General features: G+C 44.9%; 13 protein-coding genes. 7 read left to right on the forward strand and 6 right to left on the reverse strand.

Annotated features, from left to right (window positions below; all coding sequences use genetic code 11):
* Positions 1–80 precede the first annotated feature (80 nt).
* The 3 genes from panC (at position 81) to A8C56_RS09800 (ending at position 2,701) form a co-directional block, all read left to right on the forward strand.
* Positions 81–935, forward strand: coding sequence for a pantoate--beta-alanine ligase (gene panC, locus A8C56_RS09790; protein WP_067755149.1), 855 nt, complete (start codon positions 81–83; stop codon positions 933–935).
* A gap of 47 nt (positions 936–982) precedes the next feature.
* Positions 983–1,408, forward strand: a complete 426-nt coding sequence (locus A8C56_RS09795) for an OsmC family protein (protein ID WP_067755152.1) — start codon at positions 983–985, stop codon at positions 1,406–1,408.
* A 114-nt stretch (positions 1,409–1,522) separates the two neighbouring features.
* Entirely contained in the window at positions 1,523–2,701 is a 1,179-nt protein-coding gene (locus A8C56_RS09800; RefSeq protein ID WP_067755155.1) for a trans-sulfuration enzyme family protein, read from the forward strand.
* A gap of 253 nt (positions 2,702–2,954) precedes the next feature.
* Here A8C56_RS09800 and holA read toward each other — a convergent pair whose 3' ends face one another.
* Complete coding sequence (holA, locus tag A8C56_RS09805; protein ID WP_067755158.1) at positions 2,955–3,950, reverse strand: DNA polymerase III subunit delta; 996 nt, start codon at positions 3,948–3,950, stop codon at positions 2,955–2,957.
* A gap of 189 nt (positions 3,951–4,139) precedes the next feature.
* On the opposite strand from holA, the gene A8C56_RS09810 reads away from it, so the two are divergent.
* The gene (locus tag A8C56_RS09810) at positions 4,140–5,141 is read left to right on the forward strand and encodes a hypothetical protein (protein ID WP_067755161.1); all 1,002 of its coding nucleotides are present in this window, start codon (positions 4,140–4,142) and stop codon (positions 5,139–5,141) included.
* A gap of 79 nt (positions 5,142–5,220) precedes the next feature.
* Here A8C56_RS09810 and A8C56_RS09815 read toward each other — a convergent pair whose 3' ends face one another.
* Positions 5,221–6,474 carry a fasciclin domain-containing protein gene (locus A8C56_RS09815; RefSeq protein WP_084490145.1) on the reverse strand — a complete coding sequence of 418 codons (1,254 nt, stop codon included), beginning with the start codon at positions 6,472–6,474 and terminating at the stop codon, positions 5,221–5,223.
* Positions 6,475–6,492: 18 nt separating this feature from the next.
* Positions 6,493–9,279 carry a TonB-dependent receptor gene (locus A8C56_RS09820; RefSeq protein ID WP_245645824.1) on the reverse strand — a complete coding sequence of 929 codons (2,787 nt, stop codon included), beginning with the start codon at positions 9,277–9,279 and terminating at the stop codon, positions 6,493–6,495.
* A gap of 93 nt (positions 9,280–9,372) precedes the next feature.
* Here A8C56_RS09820 and A8C56_RS09825 point away from each other — a divergent pair, with 93 nt between their 5' ends.
* On the forward strand, positions 9,373–10,287 hold the full coding sequence (locus A8C56_RS09825; protein WP_067755170.1) for a phosphoribosylaminoimidazolesuccinocarboxamide synthase: 915 nt from the start codon (positions 9,373–9,375) through the stop codon (positions 10,285–10,287).
* Positions 10,288–11,303: 1,016 nt separating this feature from the next.
* Here A8C56_RS09825 and A8C56_RS09830 read toward each other — a convergent pair.
* Complete coding sequence (locus A8C56_RS09830; RefSeq protein ID WP_067755173.1) at positions 11,304–11,777, reverse strand: hypothetical protein; 474 nt, start codon at positions 11,775–11,777, stop codon at positions 11,304–11,306.
* Positions 11,778–12,219: 442 nt separating this feature from the next.
* On the opposite strand from A8C56_RS09830, the gene A8C56_RS09835 reads away from it, so the two are divergent.
* Positions 12,220–13,326: a lactonase family protein gene (locus A8C56_RS09835; protein ID WP_067755176.1), complete on the forward strand. Its 1,107-nt coding sequence runs from the start codon at positions 12,220–12,222 to the stop codon at positions 13,324–13,326.
* An 8-nt stretch (positions 13,327–13,334) separates the two neighbouring features.
* Positions 13,335–14,024: a thioredoxin domain-containing protein gene (locus tag A8C56_RS09840; RefSeq protein WP_067761835.1), complete on the forward strand. Its 690-nt coding sequence runs from the start codon at positions 13,335–13,337 to the stop codon at positions 14,022–14,024.
* Here A8C56_RS09840 and A8C56_RS09845 read toward each other — a convergent pair.
* Both A8C56_RS09845 and ribD read right to left on the reverse strand, forming a co-directional pair.
* Complete coding sequence (locus tag A8C56_RS09845) at positions 14,011–14,625, reverse strand: YigZ family protein (protein ID WP_067755179.1); 615 nt, start codon at positions 14,623–14,625, stop codon at positions 14,011–14,013. The two genes, A8C56_RS09840 and A8C56_RS09845, sit on opposite strands and share 14 nt — an antisense overlap.
* Complete coding sequence (gene ribD, locus A8C56_RS09850) at positions 14,594–15,688, reverse strand: bifunctional diaminohydroxyphosphoribosylaminopyrimidine deaminase/5-amino-6-(5-phosphoribosylamino)uracil reductase RibD (RefSeq protein ID WP_067755182.1); 1,095 nt, start codon at positions 15,686–15,688, stop codon at positions 14,594–14,596. The genes A8C56_RS09845 and ribD overlap by 32 nt, the downstream gene beginning before the upstream one ends.
* Between the last annotated feature and the right edge of the window lie 8 nt (positions 15,689–15,696).

The following is a 15,696-nucleotide window of genomic DNA, read 5'->3' on the forward strand; positions in this document are numbered from 1 at the left end:
AGAAACTTTTAAAGTGTGCAAAGTTACATTATTATAGGCAAACAGGCTTATAATTTGATGCTAATATTCTATTTTGCAGAATGATCCTGTTTAAAAAGAAAGATGATATTCAGCAGTTTATTGCTGTTTTACATAAAAAAAACAAGAAAATAGGCTTTGTTCCCACCATGGGTGCCCTTCATATGGGGCATATCAGCCTTATACAGGCGGCCCGCAAAAAATGTGATCTTGTGGTATGCAGTATTTTTGTAAACCCTACCCAGTTTAATGATAAAAAAGACCTGGAAAAGTATCCCAGGACCATTGAAAAGGACATTGATCTGCTTATAAAGAACGACTGTGATGTGCTGTTTTACCCGGATGAAGCCACGATTTATCCGGAGGGTACCGGCATGCGAAAGCAGTTTCAACTGGGAGCCATTGAATCTGTTCTGGAAGGGAAATACCGTCCCGGGCATTTCCAGGGAGTAGCCGATGTGGTCAGCCGTTTGTTTGAGATCATAAAGCCTGACGAAGTGTTTTTCGGGCAAAAAGACCTGCAGCAAACCCGGGTAATTGCCCACCTGATCAATAATACTCCTGATTTTAAGAAGATACGGATGAATATTGTTTCCACCTTAAGGGAGCCTGGCATGCTGGCCATGAGCAGCAGGAATACAAGGTTAACACCCGAACAGTTAGAAAAAGCACCTGCTATTTATAAAGCATTGAGGTTCCTAAAGAAGCATATTGCCAAAGGCGATCTTACCTCCCTGCTGAATGCAGCTACCAAACAACTGACAGAAAAAGGATTCAGACCGGAATATGTTACCATTGTAAAAAGTGAGACCCTGGAAGCGGTTGATAACTGGGACGGCCATACTCCACTTACCGGTCTGGTAGCTGCGTTTTTGGGTGAGGTGCGCCTGATTGATAATTTAGAACTGACTGATTAGGAAAGATGCTAAAATTGAGATAATTTTGGCCCTTAAATTGAAACAGGATGGCAAAGGTTGTATTAAAAAGAGTAAAAGGGGATTATGGATTTGATACAGTAAATGAAAATGGCACTGTTATTAAATTGGATACCAACGCGGAAATGGGCGGAACAGAATACGGCGCCCGTCCCATGCAGGTTTTGTTAAATGCCCTTGCCGGTTGTGCAAGCATTGATGTGATCAGTATATTAAAAAAACAACGCCAGGAGATTACAGACTATACAGTTACGGTAACAGGCGAAAGAGAACCGGGGGTTGAGCCTTCCTTATGGAAACATATTGAAATGGTTTTTGAGATTTCAGGTAAAGTTGATGAAGGCAAAGCCCGGCGCGCAGTAGAAATATCAATGAATAAATACTGCTCAGTGGCCGTTACGCTTACAAAAGCCGGAGCTGCCATTGATACAAAAGTGATCATTCACAACGCATAATCCTTTGCATTCCTTTAGTTTTGCAAACCAGACCCGTTTTTAACCGGAATGATCTTTCCTGATTGTTCCCTGCTAAAAGCAGATCCGTTTTTTATAGTTTAAGAATTTTTATTAATGAGTGATAGAAAATTACACCCGTCTACATTGGCGGTACGTGCTCAGATGGAGCGGACCCACCAGATGGAGCACTCTGCTCCCCTGTTCCTGACCAGTAGTTTTGCGTTCAACACAGCTGAAGACATGCGGGCTGCTTTTGCCGATGAAGTGGAAGCCAATATTTACAGCCGTTACAGTAACCCTAATGTAGATGAATTTGCCAATAAGATGGCTTTGCTGGAAGGTGCCGAAGCCGGTTTTGCCGTAGCCAGTGGTATGGCTGCCGTGTCAATGTCCTTTTTTGCATTACTGAAAGCCGGTGATCATCTGGTATGCTGCAGTTCCATGTTTGGAGGTACCAATACGGTAGTTACAAAGTTCCTGCCCCGTTTTGGCATTGAGTATACCCTGGTGCCGGCTGGCGATATCACTGCCTGGGAGGCTGCTATAAAGCCCAATACCAGAATGATCTATCTGGAAACGCCTACCAATCCCCAACTGGAGCTGATAGACCTGGAAGCGGTGGGCCAACTGGCTAAAAAGCACAACATTATTTACAATGTAGACAACTGCTTTGCAACTCCCGTATTACAGACACCTGTTGATTTTGGAGCCGACCTCGTCATCCATTCTGCAACCAAGTGGCTCGACGGGCAGGGACGTGTTTTAGGTGGGGTGATCGTAGGTAAAAAGGAATTGATCCATGATATTTACTTATTCTGCCGGAACACCGGTCCCGCCCTGTCCCCGTTCAATTCCTGGGTGCTTTCAAAAAGCCTGGAAACGCTGGATGTGCGCATCCGGAGGCATTCCGAAAACGCACTGGCAATAGCCCGGCATTTTGAAAAGCATCCCAAGTTAAAATGGATAAAGTATCCCTTCCTTCCCTCCCACCCGCAATATGAAATTGCAATAAAACAAATGAAGGCAGGCGGCGGCATTGTATGCTTTGAATTGGCCGGCGGACTGGAAAGCGGCCGGAAGTTCATGGATGCATTGGAAATTTTATCCTTAACACCCAATCTCGGCGATTCCAGGAGCATTGCCTCTCACCCCGCAAGCACCACCCACTCAAAACTGCCACTGGCAGATCAGCTGGCAGTAGGAATTACCCCCGGGCTGATCCGGATCTCAGTTGGGCTGGAGCATCCTGATGATATTATTTATGATATAGAACAGGCATTGGAGAAGGCGTAAGGGAGGATTGAGTTATCACTGGTCAGTTCTTAGCAATCAGTTGATACAGTCCGAAATTTCAATGCTGATCGCTGAAATAAGTGGTAAGAAATTTTAAACCCGCCTAAAGGAACGGGCAGGTAAGTAATAAAAGAGGGGCTGCCGCTGTCAGAAGGCTCGTTGAATATAGAAACAACATTTGTTAACAAACAAATGGGTCCGCCTTTTCAGAACATAACACTGATAACAGAAATCTCAATTCTGAGCTCCCGGCTCACAGCATTATCTTCACCACCATTTCCTTGAGCAGTTCTGCATCATCTACCCTTACCGTATTGATTCCAATGCTTTTCAGATTGTATTGATGCAACAGCAACAGTATTTTTTCCACGCCTAAGTAGCCATAGGTTCTGGAAGCCTGCGCATAGCTTTTATAAAAATAAGTATGAACGCCGATCTGCTTTGCAATGGTGTCATCAGACCCTGAAGCACCATGGATCATAAACACCTTGCTGAAGAAAGCATAAAGAGACGGCAGCACCAGTTGAATAGGTGCCGCCTTGGGGTTATCGCCAAAATACCGTATAACACGGATGGCCTTGGGCAGATCTTTTAAGGCAATAGCCGTTTGCAGCTCAAAAATATTAAAGTCCTTGCTGATTCCTACATAGTTTTCAATATCCTCTTCTGTGATGGATTTGCGGCCTTTCAGGTTGATGAGGATCTTTTGCACTTCATTTTCAATACGCGCCAGATCATTGCCGATATGATCTACCAGCAACATAACCGCTTTAGGCGTTATATCAAATCCCAGCTTTGCAACCAGCGTGGTCACCCATTCAGGAAGAGCGCTGTCGTATATTTTTTTGGTGCTTAAAAATTCTGATTTTTCTTTTACCAGTTTTGCAAACTTTGTCCGGGCGTCTAATTTTTTTTCCTTATAGGCAACAATAAAAATAGTGGAAGCCAGTGGTTGCTGGAAGTAGGCTTCCAGCTTTTCCATTTCCCTCAGTTGCTGGGCCTCCTTTAAAATAACCACCTGCCTGTCTGAAAACATAGGATATTTCCTGCAGGTATTTACAATGTCTGCCCAGTTAGCATCCTTACCATAAAATACAGTAAGATTAAAGGAAGCCTCACTTTCATTAAGAATCTTTTCTTCGGCATAGTTTACCAGCTGATCTATATAGTAATCCTCTTCTCCTTCCAGCCAATAAATTGGTTTATAAACCTTTTTATTCCAGTCGTTCAGAATTTTTTCAACGCTCATGAATTGCAAGATAGTGTTTTTAACAATTTGTAAATATTATATAAAAGCGCATATGTTTTCAGGCAAATGATCCTTTGGCATAATTTGTGTTTCCTATGATAAATGACATCCAATACATATTTATTTTTTATATATTGTTTGGGGTATCTATAACACATAAAACTATTATTATTAAAATTTTGATGAATTATGGCAAACACGAATTATCCATCTGCATCTTCGCAAAGTTCCGGTCCATCTTCCCGAACGCCCAATAGCAACAACACTGGCAGGAATGTATTGATCGGCCTGTTGGTGGCAGCACTATTAGGCACCTGGGGCTATATCCTCTGGAGCAAAAATTCGCCTTCGGCGCCTGGCTCTTCTGAAAGCAGCAGCACTGAGGTTGCAACGGCCATGTCAGAGTCAGACTCTTTAAGGCAAATGTTTAACCTTGCTGAAATGCGCCTGGATTCAATAACCGGAGCCAATAACAGTTTACAGGGAGAAAAGACAGCTTTACAGAAAGAGATCGATAGCCGTAAGGCTGAAATTACAAGAATCCTGAACGATAAAAACGCTACCGCTTCTGACCTGCAGAAAGCCCGTCATTTGATTGGCGAATTAAACGGCCAGATCGGAAAACTGGAAGCACAGGTGGCACAGTTAAGAGGCGAGAACCAGGAACTGACTGCTAAGAACACCCATCTTACACAGGAAAAAGATGTACTGAGCCAGAACCTGGACACAAGAACAAAAGAAAATGATGCCCTGGCCAATACAGTGGATGTAGGAAGTACCCTATCCGCCTCAGGAATGACGATCACCCCTTTAAAAGAAAAGAAAAACGGAAAGGAAAAGGAAACCAGCTTTGCGCGCAGGGTAGATATTTTACGTGTTTCCTTTAATGTTGAAAACCGGATCACTACTTCCGGCCCGGCCGACCTTTATGTGATTGTTACAGACCCCAAAGGCAATGTTATTCAAAATGCACAACTGTCTTCCGGCTCAATGACCACACGCCAGGATGGCGACAGGAATTTTACAGCAAAAGTTCCTGTTGAATATGAGCAGGGCACCCGCAAGGGAGTGTCCTTCCCGATCCAGAACCCCGATGGTTTTATTCCGGGTGACTATAAAATTGAAGTGTACCACAACGGTTTTAAAATTGGTGAAGGTGTGCGCAGTTTAAGAAAAGGAATTTTCGGTTAATCCCCGGCAGGAATTAAGATTAAAAAAAGGTGTCTCATATTTTGATGAGACACCTTTTTTAATACATAAAAGCGATGATCTATAATTGCAATGGCAACAGGATCTGATCAATTTTATGCAACGTTCCGTTTACATAAAACTGGTCACTTGAGCCATTCGGTTCAGGGAGCGGGTTGATGATTACATTCGCTGGCGCAGGATTCACGGCTCCTTTAACGGTAAGGGTGCTTACAGACGGACCAGTAAAACTTGCCCTGATTTTCAATTTCGGGGCTTCAGCGCCTAAAGCCAGGCTTAAGAGTGTGGGTATATCTGTTTCTGCGGATGGGAAATTGTTGGTAAAATAAGTGGCGCCAACTATATGATACGCCAGCAATCCTCTTATAGTTTGGGCCGTTAAAATGTTGATCACTGTCGGGTTGGTAAATACAGCAGGAGTAGAAGCAATCGCCGTTGCCTGCTCAATTGCCGCTGCCGCAGGAACGCCAGCCAGTGCCAACTTCTGGTAGATCAATCCTGTAAGCGTTGTTTTAAATACGGCGTCAGTAGGCGCCAATAAGGTAATATTGGGCCCAAACGATGAAAATAACGCAACCATTGATTTTTCAGGGTCTTTTGCGTCCTGCGCGTTCAGGCCGCTGTCGGCCCTTTCCACTGCAGCCTTTAAATAAGTGAGATCCGGTGCTTCGCTGATACGCTGCCACAATACTCGTTGTGGCGGCATTACTACTGCGCCCGTTGGATAATAAACGCCGTTGCCGGCTTCCTTTTTTGCTCCTGTTACCGGCACATTATTCACATAGCTGAATGTACCTGTTTTTGACAGGAAAACGGACAGCCGGGCCAGCGCGCTTAGCTGTGGAGCTGGATTGATCATTGTAGGATACATAAAATTAAAGCCGGTTGCTGAAAGCGTGGTTACGTCCACACTTTGCGGAACTGTATTATATTTTACCAGCCCGTTTGCCAAATTTGCAGGGAAATTGGCACTTTGTATAAACCCGGTAAACACTGCATCCGGCGCATCCAGCGGCACCGCACCGCCGCTGAGCAGATTAATAGCAGCTTTTACTGCTGCATTCGTGGGCACAAACAGCGTCATCGCCATTTTCTTATTGTTCAACGTATCTGAATAGCCCGATTTTTTTATAACCTCATTGTACAGGCTGTAATCAGCATCGGCTGTAATTGTTGCTGCCAGGCCGGGCTGGCTGCTGGTATCAGCCGGCATTATATCCGGGAACTGCTGTACATCCTTGTTACAGGAACATATTAAAATAAGCAGCAACAGGCTGGCAACACTGTATCTTATGATGAATGGAAAGAATGTCATAAACCGATTTTTAAAAAATTAAAACACGTTGTAGCCAAAGCTGATATAATACAAGCCGCCAACACGCGCATTTCCTATAGCATTTACATAATACTGGTTCAGCAGGTTGTTGGCGCCCAGCTTAATGACGGATTTAGCCTCCGGCAACTTATAGCTTACCTGAGCATCCACTACATTAATATGAGGCACCTGGCCGTTTGCAAAATCACCGTTATAATAAAAATCATCCTGCCACCTGTAGGCAATATTAAAGGCAAAGCGATCCTTTGATCCAAAGCCCGTATTGGAGATACTTAAGTTGGTCCTGTATTTGGGTGAGTTGAAGAAGGATACAAAGCCCGGAGGCAGGTCAGACAAACGGTCTGAAGAAAGGTTGCCGCCCAGCATAAAATTCCCGTATAGCCGGTAATCAAGGCTAACGCCAAAACCATAGGTTTTTACTTTGTCCTGGATATTGGTAGGCACAGAATAGATATTATCCGATAAAGCAGTGGCCTGTGTGGGTGGTTCATTTTCCTTACCCTGAACCAGCAAAGTACGGGTCAAAAAGTTCCGGTACTGGCCATAGTAGCCATAAACATCCACCATTAAACGATCATCGGCCAGTAATCCTTTATAACCCAGTTCAAAACTGGAAACACTTTCCGGCTTGTATTTTACAAAATCATAAGGCACCAGTTGATTATTATTGACCAGCTCATTCAGGTAATACACCTTATTGGTTCTGAAATTATAAAAATCCCAGAACTGAGGCTGCCCGCCTATCAGCATAGTATTACCGCCCACATTCAGGTTGATCCATTGCTGCTGTGTAGACGGAAAGCGGTAAGCCGTCTGGTAACTGAAGCGGATATTATTATTGGGCACCACTTTAAATACGGCCGTGGCCCTTGGCGTAAAACGCCCCTTAAAGTTTTGATTCTTGTCATAGCGCCCTGCGAAAGTCAGCTTCACCACATCGCCTATATTCCTGCTGGCCTGTACATAAGCTCCATATTCATTAATAGGAATGGTACCTGCTGAGTCTGCAAATAACGTTCCCTCTGAGTTCAAAACATACCGCTTATAATTACCTCCTACCAAAAGATCAACGACCTTCCCGGTTATATGCGAAAAATTATACTGCCCCTCTACGGAGTACAGATCGGTTTTATCTACAAAAAGCCCCCCTCCTTTTGAAATGGGAATAGATCGTACACTGTCAAACATCCTCTTAAACACAGCGCTGTTGGCATCAGGGCGATCTCTGTCTGCAAAGGCTCGGGCAACTGTATGCGCATCGGGGTCGCTCATTCCCGCAAGTTTTGCATTCAGGTAGGCCTGGCCGTATTGCGCGTACCAGCCGGTAGCGCCACCACTGGCCAGCCAGGCTTCATTGGTTAAGCGGGTGGTAACGGTTGCATTAAAGGACTCTCCTGCATTTTCCTGCGTGGTCCAGGCTCTTACAAACCAGTTCCTGTTCACCAGCTCCAGCTTGTATTGCCCCATCTTCAGGTCCTTTAAAGAATAGCGGTCGCTGCCGGTATAAACAGTATTCCCGGTTCCCCAGTTGCCGGCCAGGATCATTTCCGTATTGGGAGTAATTTTCCAGTTGACGGAACCGCTTAATTTAAAGTTTTTAGTAGTGGGATCAATAATATCTGCCTCGTTATAACCGGTACGTGATACATTGATCGGGCTTCCGGTTAACGTATTAATATAGGATGCCAGAAAAGGTGCCTGCCCCGCAATTCCGGTCAGTACCTGCCGGAGATCAGCCGTGGTTTCATCTCCATAAACATTAATACCATCGTAATTGGGATCTGTCTGGCGGGAACCGGGAATGGGCCTGCCATCCGTGCCAATGCGCTGATAGTTCCGGTAATCCTGCGCCACCCAGTCTTTTGCAGAAGTATATTCTGCAGCTATTTTGTAGGCGAATTTATCCGATACTTTCTGTCCCCAGCGCAATGCATAATTGTTAAACATAGAGGCTCCCCGGGCATCATCTCCCATATGCATCACGCCTTCTTTTAACTCAAATGATAATCCCTGATAGCGGAACGGGTTCTTGCTGTTAATGACCAGCGTACCGTTCATTCCACCCGGGCCGTATAAGGCAGAGGAAGCGCCGGGCAACAGTTCCATGCTTTCAACATCCAGTTGCGTGGTTCCAATAACACTGCCCACAGAAAAGTTCAACCCCGGGGCCTGGTTATCCATTCCATCTACAATCTGGTTAAACCTAAGATTACCGCTGCCCATAAAACCGCGGGTGGTAGGGGTCTTAAAAGTGAGCGAGGAAGTTACCACGTCTACCCCTTTCAGGCTGGCCACCACATCATAATAATCTGCAGCGGGCGCGTTTTGAATAGCCGCGGTGCTTACCCGCTCCACGGTAACGGGTGATTCAATAAGCCGTTCTGATGTTCTGCTGGCAGCAACCACCACTTCCTGGCCCAGTACATTTCTGGGAACAAGGCTTACCGCTACAGGCGTGGCATCAGATACTGTTAGCTCCAGCGCTTCATAGCCTACAGAAGATACAGTCAGTTTAACAGGCAATGCGTTCACCTTCAGCTCAAAACTTCCATTGGGCTTTGTATAGGTTCCTGTGGTACCACCCGTAACGGTTACAGAAGCGGCGTTGATGCCTTCGCCGGTTTCACTGCTCTTAACAGTACCGCTAACGGAAACTGACTGGGCAAATACAACCGTTGAGCACAGGGTAAACAAGATCCCCATGGCAAATAATCGGGTCAATAGTCGCATAAAATACAATGGTTTTGTAATTCCGGATGTTAAAATAACACTTGTTAGCATCATTCGGAAATTTATTTTGTATTATTTTATTACTGCATCAAAAAAAATTTACGGTCAACGGGTTGTTATACCTCAAAGCCTGATTATTTTCGCAGCATGTCTAATTTCCAGTTTCCACAGCAAACCGCTTTTTACAGGGGCAAAGTAAGAGATGTTTATACCATTAATAATGACCGGCTGGTGATGATCGCTTCTGATCGCATTTCAGCGTTTGACGTCATCCTGCCCCGGCCCATTCCCTTCAAAGGGCAGGTGCTGAACCAGATCGCTGCCTATATGCTGAACGCAACCAGGGATATCTGTAAAAACTGGCTGCTGAAAGTGCCGGCTCCCAATGCTTCCGTAGGGCTGCTGTGTGAGCCGTTCAAAATTGAAATGGTGGTACGCGGACATTTGACCGGGCATGCCTGGCGCACCTATCAGTCCGGTAAAAGAAGCCTGTGCGGGGTACCGCTGCCGGAAGGGATGAAGGAGAATGAAGCCTTCCCCACTCCCATCATCACCCCCAGCACCAAGGCGGCTGAAGGCCATGATGAGGATATCAGCAAAGACGAGATTATTCAGCAGGAACTGGCTACTGCTGACGAGTGGCAGCATCTGGAGCAACTGGCGCTGGCCCTGTTCCGGCGGGGGCAGGAGCTGGCTGCAAAACGAGGGCTGATCCTGGTAGACACCAAGTATGAATTTGGAAAGCACGATGGTACAATTATCCTGATGGATGAGATCCATACACCAGACAGCTCCCGTTATTTTTATGCCGATGGTTTTGAAGAACGGCTGAAAGCAAACGAAAAACAAAAACAGTTGAGCAAGGAGTTTGTGCGGGAATGGCTGATCGCTCATGATTTTATGGGCAAAGAGGGACAGCAGGTGCCGGAGATGAGCGATGAATGGGTGCAGACCATCTCCAACCGTTATATTGAACTGTATGAAAAAGTGATCGGGGAAAAATTCCGGCCGGAAACGCTGAGCAATGAGGAGTTATACAACCGTATTGTACAGTCTTTGTAAGCAGCCCACCCTGCCGTTATAGTTTCAGAATAACGACAGGTCGCCCCTACGGGGCTTCAGTATTATCCCCTGCAATTTTTTAGCTTTTGCCCTTCCCCGCCGGGACTTCAATAATGCAGTTTTTAGGGCGCTGCAAAATGCGCTGCAGGGCGCAGGCAGGATCGATCATTACAAAGGGCCTAAAACCGCTATTGGGCAACGCTCATCTTTACCAACGGAAAACTGGATTCCACTTATACCCGGCTGGAGAAGTATCAGTAGACCAATGCTGCCTTTGCAGGTATTTCTCTTCGACAATCGTTTAGTGCTCAAAAGTGAAAAACTAAGCCTGTCTGCGGTAAGCAGGTTCATTAAAATGTCAAGTAAGTTGCTAAAACAAATGCTATGTGAGCCTCAAATAAACAGGGTTTAAGTTCTTTGAAAGATTAATAGTTATCCCCGACGCAGCATAGCGATTCCGACCCTTCGTTCCGAAGGATCTCTGTAATAGCAGAGATTACCTTCGGTGAAATAGTTCCTCCGCTTGTTTTGCTTTTGGGGCAAAACTTCGGTCGGATCCGGCAATTCGGATGATGCTCCTTATGTAGATTCATCTCCAATAACTTACAGCACTTGTCATTAACAGCGTGTTGAAGTATGATCCCATTATGGAGGAGGTTCAGAATTTGGTGAATACCCAACATGGGAAGTATATAAAACTGATGCAAGTGTTCCAACACAATCACTGTTAATAAGCAATAGAGATGGAACTACTTCATATGGAATCTCTTTAATAACAGCAAAATTTAAATTGAATATAAAGCATAAATAGAATACCAGCCATGGGTGTACCTATGGGAAGTAAAGATTTTAATTATGAATATACTCTTTCTTCAGGACCCAGAAGGTGATTTATACAAAGCCAATTAAAAGACTAGATACATTTGAAAAGCAGCTAGGAAAACGAAGAAATTATAGCAACAAAAAAGGAGCCGCTCTTACGAGACGGCTCCATAGGGAACGGACTAAAAAAGTTTCTATTTAATAGTATTCGTAGTATTTGCTGACCGCATAATATTTTTTTGATTTTTAATAAGTATCCGATTGGCTTTTTTACTATATCCCATTGCAGCATCATATTCATCACAATAATCATTAAGTGCTGCATTAGCATCAACTGAATTATAAATGCCATTCTCTCTAACTTTCATTTGTGTTCTAAAATTCTGAGTGATATTTTTTATATAGTGAAACCCAATATCTTCAGAAAAATTGCCATACAATTCATCATGATCAGCAAGCGGGTCTTCCATGTATTTGCTTTCAACAATGCCATAGGTATTGTCAATTCCATATTGTACAATGCAAAACGGGTATCCATCATAAAATCCGTCTACATAGGCATATTCATTACCAGGATCATCATCGTCCCAATGATCATGTTTTGAACAAGAAGCAAAAATTACGGTTGCCAAAACGGCAAGCAGTGAAAAAGTAAGAATCCGTTTCATGGTAGTTGATTTTAATTGCCTGCTCTGTGGCAGACGGGTTTTGATTATTTAATTTTTCCCAACACTCAATCCTGTTGTTATTCTAAAGAAGGTAGAATGAATAACAAAATTGCATGCTATTTGTTAAAAAACAGATAAATCAGCACAGGATACATGCTGTTTTCAACAGGGCTGTTCCAATTCTTTACAGGATCACTTTGCAAATTTCAAACCAGTTTTTGTGCGTTGATATTTCAATTGTCGGTCATTAGCTATCAGTTGTCAGTTTGTGCGATGTTGCCCGCTTGCTATTCACTACCTACCACTCTCTGCTTGCCGGTCCTTATTCTTCCCTCGTTCTTCACTTTTCACTTTTGACGATTCCCTATCCATCATAAGAAAAAAACTTATCTGCAATAAATAGCTTTTCTGTAGGTTTGCCTGTCAACATAAAATCATACGGATGAAACCGATCTTAGCTTTATGGCTTTCTTTCTTATTTACAATGACCAATCCCTTATTAGCACAATACCTGGTAGTGGGCACTTATACCAATAATAACAGCACCAGTAAAGGCATTTATATTTATAGTTTTAACAAACAGGATGGCAGCCTGGAACAGGTGAGCATGATTTCCACCACCAACCCCTCCTACCAGGTGGTGGCAAAAGATCAAAAAACAGTGTATTCGGTCAATGAAACAGCAGCCGGAAAAATAAGCGCTTTTGCTTTTGATGCTGCAAGCAAACAGCTTTCATTACTGAACACGGTAGAAAGCCTGGGCGATGATCCCTGTTATCTGGAGCTGGACCAGACCGGCAGGTGGCTATTCTGCTCCAATTACTCAAGCGGCAGTTTTTCTATTTATGCCATACAACCGGATGGCTCTCTGGGCCCCTTATCCCAGTTCATCAAACATGCAGGTCACGGGCCGGATACAAGCCGCCAGGAAGGACCTCATGTGCACAGCACCACCATTTCACCGGACAATCATTTTTTATTTGTGTGCGATTTAGGTACAGACCAGATCACTTCCTACCCTTTTGATGCTGCCACAGGAAAAGTGGATACGGCAGCCACTTTTATTACGAACACAACACCGGGCACCGGCCCCCGTCATATAGCCCTTTCAAAGAACGGGCGGTTTCTTTATAACGTTACCGAAATGGGAGGAACCGTAAGCGCTTATGCTCTTACCAATGGAAAACTGCAGCTACTGCAAACAGAAGACCAGCTAAAAGCTGAAAAGGGTAAAGCCGCCGGTGCGGATATTCATTTTTCACCCAACGGGAAATTCCTGTACGTTTCCCAACGCAGCAACAGCACCATTGAGATTTACAAAGCCAACAGGAAAAACGGAAAACTTTCATTTGCTGGCACACAGTCTACCAACGGAAATTTTCCCAGGAATTTTACGATCGGCCCCTCCGGCACCTGGCTGCTGGCGGCTAATCAGAAAAGCGATAATATTACCATCTATAAAGTCAATAAAAGAACAGGGTTGTTAACCGCTACCGGAAAGGAAATAAAAGCGGGCATCCCTGTTTCATTAAAATGGATCTTAAAATGAACAGACTGATGAAACGATCTTTTACGCTCCTGTGTTTACTGGCTTCCTTTTTTGTGAGCAGTGCCCAACAGGCTGCATTACCTGTACAGGAGTTTTATAAAGAAGTAACAGGCAGCACTGCAAAGAATCTTATTGATGTCCGTACACCGGAAGAATATGCTGGCGGGCATGTGGCCGGGTTCATCAATATTAACTGGAATGATTCCGCTTTTGCAAAGAAAACGGACCTGCTGCCGAAAGACCAGCCTACCTATGTATATTGCCTTAGCGGCGGAAGAAGTGCCAAAGCTGCCGGGTTCTTAAGGCAGCATGGGTTTACCCGGGTCTATGAAATGGAGGGCGGCATGATGAAATGGCGCGCAGCAGGGCTTCCGGAAGAAAAGCGGGAAGGAAAGAAAGACCTGCTGACCAGGGCTGATTTTGATAAGGCCATCGGCTCCGGTAAAAAGGTGCTGGTTGATTTCTATGCGGACTGGTGCGCCCCCTGTAAAAAAATGGCGCCCTACCTGATGGAAATTGCAAACGAAATGGCAGCTACAGTTACAGTGCTGCGCATTGATGCAGATAAAAACGAAAAGCTGGCAAAGGAGCTTCATATTGATGCCCTGCCAGTGCTGCATATTTATCAAAAAGGAAATTTACTGTGGTCGCACCTGGGCTATATTGAAAAAGAGAAAGTAGTTGCTAATCTGAAGTAGTTTCCTTTAAGCTCAGGTTCCTGACATCATTCAGCCGGTTAAGGGTTTCCGTTAACCGGTTTTTAGGTATGCCGATATCCATAGAACAGAATAATTGCAGCTCCTGCTTCAATACCACGCAGTCAAATTGTTTAAGAATATTCATGACCTCGTTCAGCTGGGTATAATCAAACTGCAGGTTCAGCTTTTCCAGTATGGGCTTGCGTACTACCGGGGTTACCTGCAAAGCCATTGCAGCCGCTGATTTATACGCATTGATCAGCCCGGGCACTCCCAGCAGGGTACCTCCGAAATACCGTACCACCACCACAAGGATATCTGTCAGGTTCTTACTGTCGATCTGTCCCAGGATCGGCCGGCCGGCTGTTCCGGAAGGTTCACCGGCGTCACTGGACCGGAAAATCGTTCCATCTGTTCCCAGCCGGTAGGCAAAACAATGGTGGTTGGCTTTTGGATGTTCCTTTTTTACAGTTGCCAGTATCTTCTTAAAATCATCTGTATTCTTAACCGGGTAAGTATACGCAATAAACCGGCTGCCCCTGTCCTTAAATTCAGCCCGGCCGCTGGTTTCAATCGTTTGATAATAATGCGCTTTCTCCATCAGAATTGATCAGTTGGTTCTTATCGTTTTTATAAACAGCTATTTCATCTGTTACCAGATGTTGCACTTTTATCAATTGGTGCCGGTGCAACTTTGGGGCTTCGAGCCCGCCATGTGCCAGCATAACAGTATTGGTAATAACCCTGGCTTCGTCCCACAGGCCCGCATCAATAAAGGATTGCAACAATCGCTGCCCTCCTTCCACCAGAATACTCTGTACCTGTAGCCGGTACAACCGGTTCAGCATGTCTTCCAGGAACTGTGCAGCGCTTACTCTCAGAAACCGCTTTCCGTTCTGCTCCTCTTCCTTTCTGGTGTTGAAAATAAATGTGTCGGCACCGGATTGAAACATCCGCAAACCTTCCGGGAGCTTACCGGATGCGGAAACAACAATTTTAAGCGGCGGCCTGCCATACCAGTTGCGGTTGTCCAGCAAAGGATCATCTTTCATTGCGGTTCCGGCGCCCACCATTATTGCTGACTCTTCTGTTCTCCACCGGTGCACCAGGCGGTTGGTTATTTCAGAAGTGATCATTAAACGCGTATCTGTGCCTGAAGCAATAATCTGGTTCCGTGTCTGCGCCCATTTCAAAATAATATAAGGCCGCTTCAACCGGTGAAAGGTAAAAAAACGTTTATTCAGCTCAATCGCTTCCTTTTCCAGCACGTGCTCAACAACAGTAATGCCTGCATTTTGTAAGCGCTCTACGCCCTTACCATTCACCGCTGCAAAACTGTCGCGGCAACCGATGACCACTTTAGGTATTTTGTGCCGGATGATCAGATCAGCACAGGGAGGCGTTTTACCATAATGGGAACAAGGTTCCAGCGACACATACAGGGTAGCTTTTCCGATCAGCTCCGCATGGTGCTCCAGCGCCTTATTAATACAATTAACCTCAGCATGTGCCTCCCCGTATTTCTGATGATAGCCCTCACCTATGATCACATCGTTATACACTAAAACGGCACCTACCATAGGATTGGGCGCCACATTACCTGCTCCCTGCAAGGCCAGCTGAAAGCAACGCTGTAAATAATCTCTGTCTTTATTGGTCTCCACTTTACAAA

The organism is Niabella ginsenosidivorans (assembly GCF_001654455.1).
Taxonomy (GTDB): domain Bacteria; phylum Bacteroidota; class Bacteroidia; order Chitinophagales; family Chitinophagaceae; genus Niabella; species Niabella ginsenosidivorans.

What these genes read in the sequence shown, in the direction of transcription:
- panC (WP_067755149.1), top strand. Translation starts at nt 81, where the DNA reads ATGATCCTGTTTAAAAAGAAAGATGATATTCAGCAGTTTATTGCTGTT.
- A8C56_RS09795 (WP_067755152.1), top strand. Translation starts at nt 983, where the DNA reads ATGGCAAAGGTTGTATTAAAAAGAGTAAAAGGGGATTATGGATTTGAT.
- A8C56_RS09800 (WP_067755155.1), top strand. Translation starts at nt 1,523, where the DNA reads ATGAGTGATAGAAAATTACACCCGTCTACATTGGCGGTACGTGCTCAG.
- holA (WP_067755158.1), bottom strand. Translation starts at nt 3,950, where the DNA reads ATGAGCGTTGAAAAAATTCTGAACGACTGGAATAAAAAGGTTTATAAA.
- A8C56_RS09810 (WP_067755161.1), top strand. Translation starts at nt 4,140, where the DNA reads ATGGCAAACACGAATTATCCATCTGCATCTTCGCAAAGTTCCGGTCCA.
- A8C56_RS09815 (WP_084490145.1), bottom strand. Translation starts at nt 6,474, where the DNA reads ATGACATTCTTTCCATTCATCATAAGATACAGTGTTGCCAGCCTGTTG.
- A8C56_RS09820 (WP_245645824.1), bottom strand. Translation starts at nt 9,279, where the DNA reads ATGATGCTAACAAGTGTTATTTTAACATCCGGAATTACAAAACCATTG.
- A8C56_RS09825 (WP_067755170.1), top strand. Translation starts at nt 9,373, where the DNA reads ATGTCTAATTTCCAGTTTCCACAGCAAACCGCTTTTTACAGGGGCAAA.
- A8C56_RS09830 (WP_067755173.1), bottom strand. Translation starts at nt 11,777, where the DNA reads ATGAAACGGATTCTTACTTTTTCACTGCTTGCCGTTTTGGCAACCGTA.
- A8C56_RS09835 (WP_067755176.1), top strand. Translation starts at nt 12,220, where the DNA reads ATGAAACCGATCTTAGCTTTATGGCTTTCTTTCTTATTTACAATGACC.
- A8C56_RS09840 (WP_067761835.1), top strand. Translation starts at nt 13,335, where the DNA reads ATGAAACGATCTTTTACGCTCCTGTGTTTACTGGCTTCCTTTTTTGTG.
- A8C56_RS09845 (WP_067755179.1), bottom strand. Translation starts at nt 14,625, where the DNA reads ATGGAGAAAGCGCATTATTATCAAACGATTGAAACCAGCGGCCGGGCT.